The organism is Sphingobacterium sp. UBA7855, assembly GCA_002500745.1.
In the GTDB taxonomy this organism is placed as follows: domain Bacteria; phylum Bacteroidota; class Bacteroidia; order Sphingobacteriales; family Sphingobacteriaceae; genus Sphingobacterium.
Genome location: DLST01000017.1, coordinates 223,259 through 235,759, shown reverse-complemented (window position 1 = coordinate 235,759; position 12,501 = coordinate 223,259). Strand labels below are relative to the sequence as shown.

Annotated in this window: 12 protein-coding genes; 8 read left to right on the top strand and 4 right to left on the bottom strand. The window is 38.4% G+C overall.

The features are described from left to right. The first annotated feature begins 88 nt into the window (after positions 1 to 88). Together B2107_RS16265 and B2107_RS16260 are read left to right on the top strand one after the other, a co-directional pair. Positions 89 to 2,539 (top strand): TonB-dependent receptor domain-containing protein, encoded by a 2,451-nt coding sequence (locus B2107_RS16265; RefSeq protein WP_293956698.1) that lies wholly within the window; start codon positions 89 to 91, stop codon positions 2,537 to 2,539. Positions 2,540 to 2,605: 66 nt separating this feature from the next. After that, positions 2,606 to 3,415 (top strand): 3-keto-disaccharide hydrolase, encoded by an 810-nt coding sequence (locus tag B2107_RS16260; RefSeq protein WP_293956697.1) that lies wholly within the window; start codon positions 2,606 to 2,608, stop codon positions 3,413 to 3,415. A gap of 32 nt (positions 3,416 to 3,447) precedes the next feature. Here B2107_RS16260 and B2107_RS16255 read toward each other — a convergent pair whose 3' ends face one another. Beyond that, positions 3,448 to 4,152 (bottom strand): YjjG family noncanonical pyrimidine nucleotidase, encoded by a 705-nt coding sequence (locus B2107_RS16255; protein ID WP_293956696.1) that lies wholly within the window; start codon positions 4,150 to 4,152, stop codon positions 3,448 to 3,450. A 202-nt stretch (positions 4,153 to 4,354) separates the two neighbouring features. Here B2107_RS16255 and B2107_RS16250 point away from each other — a divergent pair, with 202 nt between their 5' ends. The 6 genes from B2107_RS16250 (at position 4,355) to B2107_RS16225 (ending at position 9,172) form a co-directional block, all read left to right on the top strand. Continuing rightward, complete coding sequence (locus B2107_RS16250; protein ID WP_209581404.1) at positions 4,355 to 5,230, top strand: sensor histidine kinase; 876 nt, start codon at positions 4,355 to 4,357, stop codon at positions 5,228 to 5,230. Further along, positions 5,220 to 5,927 carry a response regulator transcription factor gene (locus B2107_RS16245; protein WP_070563139.1) on the top strand — a complete coding sequence of 236 codons (708 nt, stop codon included), beginning with the start codon at positions 5,220 to 5,222 and terminating at the stop codon, positions 5,925 to 5,927. Before B2107_RS16250 ends, B2107_RS16245 begins: the two co-directional genes overlap by 11 nt. A gap of 10 nt (positions 5,928 to 5,937) precedes the next feature. Beyond that, entirely contained in the window at positions 5,938 to 6,456 is a 519-nt protein-coding gene (locus tag B2107_RS16240) for a hypothetical protein (protein ID WP_293956695.1), read from the top strand. Further along, on the top strand, positions 6,456 to 7,493 hold the full coding sequence (gene hemE / locus B2107_RS16235) for a uroporphyrinogen decarboxylase (RefSeq protein WP_293956694.1): 1,038 nt from the start codon (positions 6,456 to 6,458) through the stop codon (positions 7,491 to 7,493). Before B2107_RS16240 ends, hemE begins: the two co-directional genes overlap by 1 nt. A gap of 169 nt (positions 7,494 to 7,662) precedes the next feature. Next, positions 7,663 to 8,214 (top strand): protoporphyrinogen oxidase HemJ, encoded by a 552-nt coding sequence (gene hemJ / locus B2107_RS16230; RefSeq protein WP_209581411.1) that lies wholly within the window; start codon positions 7,663 to 7,665, stop codon positions 8,212 to 8,214. Positions 8,215 to 8,278: 64 nt separating this feature from the next. Further along, on the top strand, positions 8,279 to 9,172 hold the full coding sequence (locus B2107_RS16225) for a DUF4476 domain-containing protein (protein ID WP_293956693.1): 894 nt from the start codon (positions 8,279 to 8,281) through the stop codon (positions 9,170 to 9,172). Between the two features lie 22 nt (positions 9,173 to 9,194). Here the strand turns inward: B2107_RS16225 and B2107_RS16220 are convergent, their stop codons facing one another. The 3 genes from B2107_RS16220 to B2107_RS16210 form a co-directional block, all read right to left on the bottom strand. Continuing rightward, entirely contained in the window at positions 9,195 to 10,628 is a 1,434-nt protein-coding gene (locus tag B2107_RS16220) for an NAD-dependent succinate-semialdehyde dehydrogenase (RefSeq protein ID WP_209581415.1), read from the bottom strand. Between the two features lie 75 nt (positions 10,629 to 10,703). Continuing rightward, positions 10,704 to 11,099, bottom strand: a complete 396-nt coding sequence (locus tag B2107_RS16215; protein WP_209581420.1) for a thiol-disulfide oxidoreductase DCC family protein — start codon at positions 11,097 to 11,099, stop codon at positions 10,704 to 10,706. Between the two features lie 133 nt (positions 11,100 to 11,232). Next, positions 11,233 to 12,447 carry a bifunctional 3,4-dihydroxy-2-butanone-4-phosphate synthase/GTP cyclohydrolase II gene (locus tag B2107_RS16210; RefSeq protein WP_209581423.1) on the bottom strand — a complete coding sequence of 405 codons (1,215 nt, stop codon included), beginning with the start codon at positions 12,445 to 12,447 and terminating at the stop codon, positions 11,233 to 11,235. Between the last annotated feature and the right edge of the window lie 54 nt (positions 12,448 to 12,501).

Here is a 12,501-nt window from a genome sequence, read left to right as displayed (position 1 = left end):
TACCGTAATAATATGGTTACGCTTCGGTTTTGTCTATAAGTTTTAGTTTTCTTTGTAGATCATAACTATAAACTAAGCTGAAGCTCTCATGTTGTTTAACGCTAAATCGTTTAAATCTTTTTTATTTGTATTCTTTTTACCTGTTGTTCTTTTTGCTCAAACAGGTCAAATCAAAGCTATTTTAGTCGATAGCGCAACCGCTAAGCCTATATTATCTGCAAGTGCCGCACTCATGGATACGAAAAATAATACCTTTGTCAAAGGCGGACAGTCTGTAGACCAAGGATTTCTCTTGTTATCTGATATTAAACCCGGTAAATACAATATACGTTTTTCCTATGTCGGCTATGAAACAAAATCTATTGATGCTGTAGAGATCTTAGGAGGAAAGAGTAAAGATCTAGGCCGCATTGCATTGAAGCCCATAGGTAATATCTTGAATGAAGTGGTGGTTGAAGGAAGGGTTCCAGCCATGCAAATTGGTATAGACCGTAAAACGTTCAATGTAGGCGAGAGCTTGGTCAGTGCTGGCGGAACTGCAACAGATGTATTAGCTAATGTTCCAACCCTACAGGTTGATCAGGACGGATCGGTCAGTTTGCGCGGATCAAGTAGCGTAAAAATTTTAATAGATGGACGTGAGTCCGCTTTAGCCGGAAGCGATGTGACATCGTTGCTTCAAAGCCTACCTGCTAATTCAATCGATAAAGTTGAGGTCATTACCAATCCCTCTTCCAAATACGATGCCGAGGGACAGACTGGGATCATCAATATCGTTTTAAAGAAGAATATCAGAACCGGATTAAATGGATCTATCAATACCTCTGCCGGGTCCTATGATAACTACATGGCAGGACTCACCTTGAATTATAGGGATAAAAAGTTTAATTATTTTGGATCTTATAATTTCAACAAACGCCATATGGTTGGAAGCGGTGCCGTTGATAATATCTTTAAAAATAACAATAGTGAGATATCCAATAATTCGGAATCATCAAGAAAGGGTAATAGTCATACGATAAAAGCTGGAGTGGACTATAGTCTTTCCGATAAGACTTCCTTGAGCCTTTCTGGTAATGTGAGCATCAGGGATAATAACCGTGGTGAGGACCTATGGTACCGTTATTTTAATCACCCAACCTTATCTGGCACGAGCACTAGAACATCTCGCCAACTCGAGGATGATTTAGGCTATGAATTTACAATGGATTTTAGACATCAATTTAAGCGATCCGGTGAAGAGCTGACCGCTAATGCAAGCTATGGACGCGATAAGGAAGATGGCACAAATGTTTTTTTACAGGAGTTTAGCTCTGGGACATCTAGCACAGGCCGAAATAATGTCAGTTCGGAAGACGGTAAAAATATCAATATACAAGCGGATTATGTGCTCCCTTTTTCAGAAGATAGTAAATTTGAGGCAGGTTACCGTTCGCAAATCAGAAAGTCATTCGATACTCAATTCTCGGATACGTTGTCGGTAGCTAATGGTAACTATCTGCCAGACTATGGCATCAGCAATGATTTTGATTTTACGTCTACTTTGCATGCCCTCTATGCCAACTACCAAGGGAAACTATCGGATAAAATAGGTTATCAAGTAGGTTTGCGTGCTGAGCAATTTAACTTAAATTCTACTTATTTTTCAAAAGACCCGACTGTTATCGACAAGGAAACTAAGGCCAGTCAAGATTTCTTTCGTCTCTATCCAACCTTATTTTTAACATACAATGTTGGTGATGAAGGTGATAAAATCCAGTTCAGCTATTCTAGAAGAGTTCAGCGAGCGAGAGGTTGGCAAGTCAATCCATTCTTGAATGTTTCAGATGACATGAACAGACGGCAGGGGAATCCCAACTTGAAGCCTGAAGATGTTCACGGCTTTGAGTTGAGTTTTGCCAAAACCTTCGGTAAGGTGAATTTGATTTCTTCTGCGTACTTCAATCATACCAATGAGGTGATGCAGCCTTATGTTTATTTTGTGGACACCTTGAGCAGTGTGACCTACAGCCGTTGGGAGAACTTGACAAGTAGAAATCTCTCCGGATTTGAATTTATTTCTAAAGTCAATGCAACTAAAGATTTTGATTTTACATTCAATCTTAATCTGATCAATATCAATTTTAAGGCGAATGAGGCTTATAATGTTAAAGCATCCAATGGTTTTGCATACAATACCAACTTAACGGCTAATTATCGTTTTACGCCAACGTTTTCAGCGCAAGTTCGTGGTGAATATAACTCTTCGCGGGTGATGGCACAAGGGAAAATGAACGCTATGAAAGGTGTTGATATTGCATTGAAAAAAGATGTGCTAAATAAGAAGGCATCTATTATGTTCAATGTTAGAGATGTATTTAATACTCGGAAAATGCAGGGCTTTACTGAGACACCACAATTGAGTTCTAATTTTGAACACCGTTGGATGAAAAGAATGTTTACTTTGTCGCTTTCCTACCGGTTTGGTAGCCAAGATTTAAACAAATCAAAGAAGAGGGTGTCAAATACAAACGAAGTAGGAGAAGGAGAGGAATATTAAAAAATATTGATCTTTATAATCCCAAATGCTTAAATTTAATTTTAAAAAAAACTTAAACTAAAAAGAATGAAGGTATTAAAAACAGTTCTTGCGGTATCGGTGATTGCTTTTTCAGCACACCTTAATACGGCCATAGGGCAAACAAAAAAAGAGGTTCCTGCATACAAAATCTTAGATTTACCACGTGTAGATATCAAAAAATTTAAAAAGAATAAGGCTGGAGCTTATGTTATTTTTGATGGTACTTCTATGGACGGCTGGAGAGGCTATGATAAGACTGTCGTCCCTAAACGATGGGTGATTAATGAAGGTGCAATCAAATTTGATAGCCAAGCTAATCTTGGAAAGGAAGAAGGAGGAGATTTGGTATTTGCTCATGATTTCAAAAACTTCGAATTAGAAATGGAATGGAAAGTTGCTAAAGGGGCAAATTCGGGAATTTTCTTTTTAGCCAAGGAGGTGGAGGGCCAGCCGATTTATATATCGTCTCCAGAATGTCAGGTTTTAGATAATGAAAATCATCCTGATGCTAAAATGGGTGTGGACGGAAACCGAAAATCGACATCACTCTACGATATGATCCCGGCCAAGCCGCAGAATGGTAAACCTTTTGGCGAGTGGAATAAGGTGAAGATCAGAGTTAACAATGGAAAAGTAGAGCATTTTCAGAATGGTGTAAAAGTCGTAGAATATACATTGTGGGATAAATCATGGATTGATTTATTGCAAAAGAGTAAATTCAGTGAAGAAAAGTGGCCTTTGGCTTTTGAATTGTTGAGCAATGTTGGTGGCGATACTAAGTCAGGGCTTATTGGTCTCCAGGATCATGGAAATGATGTATGGTTTAGGAATATTACGGTAAAGGTATTAAAATAAGAAAAGCAGCTTTAAGCTGCTTTTCTTATTTTTTAAAGTATCGATTGCAATTCTTTTAAATCGACAATCATATGGGTGACATCTTCCGGCTTCTCGATGTTACCAGGATTAAAGAAAATGGCGTCCATACCGGCATTTACAGCGCCACGTATATCGGCGTCAAGGTTATCTCCAATCATCAATGACTGCTGAGGTTGCGCAAAAGCTGTCGTCATTGCAAATTGAAATATTCGAGGATCCGGTTTGTTTATGCCGACTACCTCTGAAATAAAAATATGTTTGAAATATTTTTTTAAGTCGCTTTTTTCCAATTTTGTTTCACACGCTTCTTTAAATCCATTGGATATCAAGTGAAGATTATAGCTGTCACCTAGATAGGAAAGCGTTTCATGAGCATTGGGAAACAGGTTTGTTTTTTGGGGACAGATAGCGAGATATTCTAATTCGAATTCCTCAGGAAACAATTGGGGATCCACACCGAGTTGTGTAAAGGTATCGGCAAACCGTGCTGTCCTGAGTTCAGGTTTTGAGATCTTTCCATGATGATAAAGTCCCCAAAGCCGATGATTGTTGATTGTATAAGTTTCTATAAAACGGGTGGACGACTCTTGATTAAACAAGCGATCAAACCTGTATTTGAAATATAACTCGTGAAGACTTTCTTCGGCATTTTTATCAAAATCCCAAATCGTATGATCCAGATCGAAGAAAATGTCTTTTTTTCCCTGATTAAACATATGCAAAACTAAAATAAAATCGTCTGAAATACGAAATACTATCCGTTATTTGATTGTTAAATTGCTAGAAAGCCTGTTGCAGTGAAGATATATTAGGGGTATAGTAATGCTTTATTAATGTTGCATATCGCTTAATTTTCTTCTTTGTGTCATAATCCTTCGGATATTTCCGAATACCTAGTTGAATACCTATTTTTGTCACATGAAGAAAGCGCTGTTACTCTTTTATTTTCTATTGTTTTATGCGGTTATGCAATTGATTTGGTGGGGGGTGATGTTTGTTCGATTTGACCCCAGCAAGCAGAACATGATCATTGGAGAAGGGATTTTCTTCCTAATTATTTTCTTATGGGGAGCATGGCGGCTAAAACGACTCGTGGAAAGAGAGCAGAAATTATTGCAGCAACAGCAAAACTTTCTTTTAGCCATTACACATGAACTGAAATCACCTTTGGCTTCGGTCAAACTGTATATTCAAACGATTTTGAGGCGTGATTTGGATAAGGAACAACAGCAGACGTTCTTGCGTAATTCACTAAAGGATATCGAGCGTTTGGATGATTTAGTAGAAAATGTGCTAATGACCACCAAATTGGATAGCCGCAATTATAGTATGCCGAAAGAGGATTTTAATTTTACTTCTTTGGTAGAGCAGATCGTTGACAGGCTGCAAAAGAATTCGTGCAGTTCACAAGTTTTGAAACCTTATTTGGAAGCGGATATTATTATTCATGCTGATAAGTTTGCGATTAGTAATGTGGTGACTAACCTGATTGAAAATGCGATTAAGTATTCACCCGCATGTGCTATGGTGGATGTGAAATTATATACGGAGAATAGTAAAATAATTTTTTCTGTTGCTGACCATGGTATTGGTATCAGCGATGAAGAGAAAAAGCTTATCTTTAATAAGTTTTATCGGGTGGGCAGTGAGGCTACACGGAAAACCAAAGGCACAGGTTTGGGGTTATATATCGTGAAAACCGTGTTGCAGAAACACGACGCGACCATTAAAGTTAAAGATAACACTCCTAAAGGGAGTATTTTTGAAGTAACATTTGAAAGAAATGCAAAGTAAACAAAGAATATTACTTGTCGAAGATGAAGAGCACTTGTTAGAAGCTATCAAGTTAAATCTCGAAATGGAAGGTTACCGTGTCACTACGGCCACCGATGGAAAAAAAGCACTAAAAGTCTTCAAGGAGGAGCGTTTCAACTTGGTTGTCTTGGATGTGATGATTCCGGAAATTGATGGATTTCAAGTTGCTGAAACTATTCGACTGCAAAATACAGAAGTTCCTATTATGTTTTTAACTGCCAAAAATAGCAGTGAGGATCGGATCACCGGTCTTAAGAAAGGAGCAGATGACTATTTGGTGAAACCTTTCAACTTAGAAGAGTTGATTCTGCGTGTTGGAAATTTAGTTCGCCGCGGCATGAAGCCTGATGATTTGAAAGAACTAAATTCTTATCAAATAGGAGATAAAACGATCTATTTCAATTCGTATGAGCTGCATCATGCGGATGGTACGATAACGTCTTTAACGAAAAAGGAAACTATGTTGTTAAAGCTGTTGATTGAAAGACGTAATGAGGCGGTATCAAGGGAGCAAATATTGGAGACCGTGTGGAACTATGATGTTTATCCATCTACACGGACAATCGATAATTTTATCTTGACGTTCCGGAAATATTTCGAGCCTGATCAAAAACACCCAATTTATTTTCATTCTATCCGTGGTGTTGGTTATAAGTTTACCGACAATAATGCCTAGGTAATAAGAGATGATGACAATTAAGGCTAGAATAGCCGTTATTTTTATCGCTGCATTATTTTTGGCCTATGGGGTATATCATGGTCATTATCAGACCGCTGTTTTGATAGCTGGTGGAATAGGCTATTTGATTTGGAGCCATTTCAGAGAAGGGTCTGTTTTCCTGGCAACACAGGCTTTTCACAGACAAGATTATGAGAAAGCAAAAAAAATGCTGGCTGAAATTAAGAACCCCGATGCGTTGCGAAAAGGTAGGCGTAATTTCTATGAATTTATGATGGGAAATATTGCGCTGAAAGAAGAGCGTGTCGATGAAGCGGAATATCATTTCCAGTTAGCATCACGTCTACCTTGGAAAAAAGATAATGAAAAGGGCATGGTTATGATTAATCTAGCAAACATAGCACTTAGAAAGTTTGATTACGAAAGAGCCAGAGCGTATACAGATGTGGCCAATAAATTGCATCTGACGGCTAGACAGAACAGCATTATTACAAAAATAGAAAACGAAATTTCAAAACATTTATAGTGAGTACTACTTTACAAAACGACTTATTGATTAGGGCTGCATTTTCGCAGCGGACAGAGAGACCTCCTGTGTGGATGATGCGTCAAGCTGGGCGCTTTATGAAAGAATATTGGGATATCAAGAATAAATATTCCTTTCTGGAAATGTGCAAAACACCCGAAATAGCCGCTGATGTCACTATGCTTCCAGTTGATTTATTGGGTATTGACGCTGCTATTTTATTTTCTGATATTTTAGTGACTGCCGAAGCAATGGGCGGCGATCTTTCCTTTGAACAAGGTGTAGGACCTCGTTTTTCTAATCCTATTCGTTCTGTAGAGGATGCAGAAGCTTTATCCGTTAACTGTCTGGATAGATTGCAATATGTTGCTGATGCAATAAAGGTCATTCAGCAACGTCTTGATAGCCGTATTCCTTTGATTGGATTTGCAGGAGCACCGTTTACAATTTTAAGTTATTTGGTGGAAGGCGGTTCTTCAAAAGATTTTAAGTTAACAAAATTGATGTTGAATAATCAGCCTGAGTTGGCACATATGATTCTTCAAAAGATCGCCGATGTTACTGTTGACTATCTGAACATGCAGATCGATGCAGGTGTTAATGCGATTCAACTATTTGATAGTTGGGCTTTGGCCTTATCATGGAATGATTACCGTGATTTCTCACATTATTATAATAAACAGATTATCTCAAGATTAAACCGTCAAAACATTCCAGTGATTTCATTTTGTAAGGGGTCCTCTGTTTTTGCACCGATGATGGTCGAAGCGCAACCTGATGTGATATCTATTGATTGGAATGCAGATTTAAAAAATATAAAACAATCCCTACCACAGGGGATCGCTGTCCAAGGAAATTTAGATCCATTTGTTTTGTATGCTGATAAGGCCGTAATCAAAAGGAAGATTACAGAACTGTTTGAACGTATGCGAGGTGAAAATGGGTTTATCTTTAATTTGGGGCATGGTATTATGCCAGACATCCCATTTGACAATGTAAAATATGCCATTGAAGTAGTGAAAGAATTTCGCTATTAAGTATGGTCTCTTAAATTATATAGAACGACTTGCGAAAGCGAGTCGTTTTTTTTTTGCGCCAGGTCTGACCTCACGCGTGGATAGTCTACTTTTGTATATTGGATGTAACATTTATACAAATCATAGTTGTTGGTGACAATTGCTCTTAACTTTTCTTAATTTTGTAATTATGATCTATTTATATGCAAAAGCTGTTCACATTATCTTTGTAGTATGTTGGATGGCTGGATTGTTCTATATTGTCCGACTCTTCATCTACCATACGGAAGCTAAATCTAGGCCTGCGGAAGAATATGGAATTTTGCATAGGCAGTTTACTGTAATGGAAAGTAAGTTGTGGTGGATTATAACCACTCCAGCAATGTACCTCACTGTAGTCGCAGCACTTGTTATGCTTTATATGAATCCGGGTTTGCTGAAGATGGGCTGGATGCATGTCAAGCTCACTTTCGTTTTAGGATTGATACTTTATCATTTCTCCTGCCAGCGTATTATGTTTCAACTACAAAGTGAGTCGTCCAATTGGTCTTCAACAAAATTGAGGCTATGGAATGAACTCGCTACCGTTTTACTATTTGCGATCGTTTTTACAGTAGTTTTAAAATCGGCCCTGAATTGGATATTCGGCGTTTTGGGACTATTAATTTTATCAGTTGCGCTGATGATGGCTGTAAAGCTTTATAAAAAGTATCGCAACAAAAATGTTGGGCGAAAAAGTTAAATGCTACACGTTCTTAATCCTTTGTAATTCTTGAGAGTCGAAGGATTATAAATAGCATAGGATTATGTATAGAAAAATTCTAATTATGCTCTTGTTGCTGATTGTAGCAGTAGCAGGTTTTGCGCAACGGTACAGGTCTTTGGGCGGTACATTAAATATCTACTCTGCAGATGTACCCTTTTTCCTTTATATTAATGACATTTTGTATAATAATAGAGCTTCAAGCGATGTCAAAATATCTCATTTGAAGAATAGGAGTTATAATTTGCGTATTGTGTTTGCCGATCGGCAGCGCCGCACATTAAATGGCACCGGAATACAACTTGTCGATAGAAATGGGCAATTTATGGACGTTGTGTTTTCTGTCAGTAACAGAAGAGGAAACAAGGGGATTATTTTAGAATCCATGCAACCTATTGATCGTTATGGCAATAGTAATTATCGTAACGATTTACGTTATGATAATCAGGATAGCTATAACGATGAACAGTATGATGAACCATATAGACAATCGGAAAGTCGTGGCGAATTGCCGGCCTATAATCGCAATGGCTATGATCATGACAGGAGCAATGATAAACAGAGGCAGCCGGAGGAATCCGAAATTTATCGTAATGGGATAGATCGCCCTCATGGAAATGCTAAAGATGAAGGAAATGGTCAACCGGATAAAGAAGTATTCCTTAAAACAGATTCTAACCGATTGAATGACCTATTGAATCAGAAAGAAAATGATCAGGATAAACTCGCGTTAGCTGCTCGGGAGTTACAAAACATGCAACTTCGTGTTTCCGAAATTGCCGATTTAATGGAATTGTTTATATGGGATGATAATAAGCTCACCTTTGCTAAATATGCTTATCCAACATGTTTGGATAAGCAGAATTATGAGCAAGTAGGGGAGGCCTTATCATTTAGTTCAACCCGTGAAAAGCTTTTGGATTTTCTAAAAAAATAAAAAGGAGCAATTTGCTCCTTTTTTATTCTCCGCCGAAACAGATATATTTTAATTCCATATATTCATCTAAGCCATGTCTTGATCCTTCACGACCGACTCCCGATTGTTTTACCCCACCAAAAGGTGCTGCCGCATTTGAAATAAGACCTGTATTGACACCGACCATACCGGCTTCAAGTTGCTCAGCTACCCGGAAACAGCGATTGACATTTGTACTATAGAAATAAGAGGCAAGACCAAATTCAGTATTGTTGGCCATCGCTATGCCATCTTCTTCTGTTTTAAAGCTAAAAAGGGCACAGACTGGGCCAAAGGTCTCCTCTCTGAATATAAGTGCTTCTTTTGGAATGTTCGTCAGCACAGTAGGCTGGAAAAATAGGCCTTTCATTACATTACCTCCAGTAGCCAATTCGGCACCGTGATTTATGGCATCCTGTACATGATGTTGTACTTTTTCTAAGCCTTTTGCATTGATGAGTGGGCCGACCTGGACACCTTTATCAAGTCCATTGCCAACCTTTAGTTTACTAACGGACTGGGTAAGTTTCATTGAAAACTCATCGTAAACATCTTCTTGAACAAGAAATCTATTAATCGATACACATGTCTGCCCGGAATTTCTAAATTTACCGGCGAGAGCACCTTCTACAGCAGCATCAATATCAGCATCGTTAAAAACTAGGAATGGGGCATTACCGCCAAGCTCCATTGATACTTTTTTGATGTTCGAGGCTGATTGTTCTATAAGCGTTTTTCCTACTTCGGTAGATCCTGTGAAAGAAAGCTTTCTCACCAGATCGTTCGTCGCTAATTCTCTTCCTATCCCGGAGCTATCCTTTCCTGTAATGACATTAATCACCCCCTTGGGAACGCCTGCCTCTTCAGCAAGTTTCGCTAATGCGATCGCTGAAAACGGTGTTTGTGAAGCTGGTTTGAGTACCACTGTGCAACCAGCGGCCAAAGCAGGCGCTACTTTACGGGTTACCATCGCTATAGGGAAATTCCAGGGTGTAATTGCCGCGACCACACCTACACCCTGTTTAATTGTCATCATCCTGCTACCTTTCTTCTGGGAAGGTATCGTTTCACCGTAGGTTCTTTTTGCTTCTTCTGAAAACCACGCTACGAAAGAACTGCCATAATCCACTTCAACTTTAGATTCGCTTAGTGGTTTCCCACTTTCCAACGTCATGATTTCTGCAAGATCGTCCTTATGCTCTTGAATTAGATTGTACCATTTACGGATGATATCAGAACGTTCCACTACAGTTGTATTTTTCCAGCTTTTCCAAGCTTTGTGAGCAGCATCTATTGCCTTACTGCAATCTGCCACTTTCAAATCGGGTAATGAAGCGATAATCTTTCCTGTAGCAGGATTTATTACGTCAAAAGTGTGTTTTGATGTAATAAATTTCCCATTGATATAAGCATTCTCAATTAAAAGTTTATTTTTCATCGATGTAAATTTTATTGTTACAAGTATAGTTTAAACACCTCAAACTGAAATTCTGTTCAATAATTTATTTCACGTTCAAATGAATCTTTCTCTTTCAGCTTTTGAAGGTATCTTACAAGACTCATTTTTGCCAAACCATTGATAACGGTTTTTAGCAAAATAGTCATAAATCGCATCTCTCCATCCAATGGGTAAAATCTTCAGTAAATAACATATGGTGTAGGGGAAACCCAATTGCTTAATGATTTTAAGAATAGCTTCACTTTTGATAAAACTACCTTCAGAAGATAAATAAACGATTGAATCAATGTCTTTAGGGATGTTTTTAAGCGTGGTCCTACTAAATTCAGACTGAAGGGAACTAAATAAGAATTTTTTTTTACGATCTATTCTTAATAGCATTTGAACAAAGCGATTACAAATCAAGCAATCCCCATCAAAAAAGATGATATGTTTTCTTTGTTGTTCCATATGTTGAAGTTACTGCTATTTATTGATAGTACTGCCATGAAAGGATCATAAAAAGGCAGGAGTTACTATGACAAGGGCGTATATGAGTGAAAAAAGCGGTACTTTTTGAGATACCGCTTTTTCGAGATTGTTCTTATAAATTTTTCATGATCGTATGCCCCATACGATCCCGTTTGGTTTTTAGATATTCTTCGTTAAATGGATTTGCCGTTATTTCAATAGGTACATTTTCTACAACTTCAAGACCATAACCTACCAAACCCGCGCGTTTCGTAGGGTTGTTTGACATAAGGCGCATTTTTGTGACCCCCAGATTTCTTAAGATCTGTGCACCTACACCATAGTCTCTTAAATCGGCCTTAAATCCTAACTGTACATTAGCATCTACTGTGTCTAATCCATTTTCTTGCAATTTGTATGCGTGTAATTTATTGATCAGTCCGATACCTCGTCCTTCCTGATTCATATACACGATGACACCTTTACCTTCCTGCTGGATCATTTCCATGGCTTTGTGCAGCTGCGGGCCACAATCGCATCGGCAAGACCCAAAAATATCTCCTGTAACACAAGAACTATGCACACGTACTAAAATAGGCTCGTCTTCATTCCAGTCTCCTTTGTAAAGCGCTAAATGCTGTTCGCCAGTATCTTTCTGCGTAAAAGCTTTCATTTTAAAATCACCATATTGTGTTGGCATATTAACGGTGACTTCTTCATTGATCAGCGAGTCGTGTTTAAGGCGGTACTCGATCAGATCTTCAATACTTACGATCTTTAAATCGAATTTTTTAGCAACTTCCAGAAGTTCGGGAAGCCTAGCCATTTCGCCGTCTTCTTTTAAAATCTCAACCAATACACCTGCAGGTTCAAATCCTGCTAATCGAGCCAGGTCAACTGAAGCCTCTGTATGACCAGTACGACGTAATACGCCGCCATCTTTTGCTATTAAGGGAAAAATATGACCTGGCCTACCTAATTCTTCGTAATGAATATTAGGATCAATCATTGCTTTAATTGTTTTCGAACGGTCTGACGCTGAAATTCCTGTAGTACAACCATATCCCTGCAGGTCAATGGAAACAGTAAAGTTAGTTTCGTATACCGCTGTATTTTGACCTACCATGAGATCAAGGTGTAATGCATCTGCCCTTTCTTTCGTTATCGGAGCACATACCAATCCGCGCCCGTGAGTGGCCATAAAGTTTATGATTTCAGGAGTGGCATTGCGAGCAGCAGTGACAAAGTCTCCTTCATTTTCGCGGTCTTCGTCATCCACTACGATTACTACTTTTCCTGCTTGTATATCAGCGATCGCTTCTTCGATCGTGTTTAATTTGAAATCCATTTATTGATATATTGTAATTGATACAAAGTTAGTGTAGAATCTAAATTTATTTAT

Excerpts from the sequence above, each read along its gene's own strand:
- B2107_RS16265 (WP_293956698.1), top strand. The coding sequence starts at position 89 with ATGTTGTTTAACGCTAAATCGTTTAAATCTTTTTTATTTGTATTCTTT.
- B2107_RS16260 (WP_293956697.1), top strand. The coding sequence starts at position 2,606 with ATGAAGGTATTAAAAACAGTTCTTGCGGTATCGGTGATTGCTTTTTCA.
- B2107_RS16255 (WP_293956696.1), bottom strand. The coding sequence starts at position 4,152 with ATGTTTAATCAGGGAAAAAAAGACATTTTCTTCGATCTGGATCATACG.
- B2107_RS16250 (WP_209581404.1), top strand. The coding sequence starts at position 4,355 with ATGAAGAAAGCGCTGTTACTCTTTTATTTTCTATTGTTTTATGCGGTT.
- B2107_RS16245 (WP_070563139.1), top strand. The coding sequence starts at position 5,220 with ATGCAAAGTAAACAAAGAATATTACTTGTCGAAGATGAAGAGCACTTG.
- B2107_RS16240 (WP_293956695.1), top strand. The coding sequence starts at position 5,938 with ATGATGACAATTAAGGCTAGAATAGCCGTTATTTTTATCGCTGCATTA.
- hemJ (WP_209581411.1), top strand. The coding sequence starts at position 7,663 with ATGATCTATTTATATGCAAAAGCTGTTCACATTATCTTTGTAGTATGT.
- B2107_RS16225 (WP_293956693.1), top strand. The coding sequence starts at position 8,279 with ATGTATAGAAAAATTCTAATTATGCTCTTGTTGCTGATTGTAGCAGTA.
- B2107_RS16220 (WP_209581415.1), bottom strand. The coding sequence starts at position 10,628 with ATGAAAAATAAACTTTTAATTGAGAATGCTTATATCAATGGGAAATTT.
- B2107_RS16215 (WP_209581420.1), bottom strand. The coding sequence starts at position 11,099 with ATGGAACAACAAAGAAAACATATCATCTTTTTTGATGGGGATTGCTTG.
- B2107_RS16210 (WP_209581423.1), bottom strand. The coding sequence starts at position 12,447 with ATGGATTTCAAATTAAACACGATCGAAGAAGCGATCGCTGATATACAA.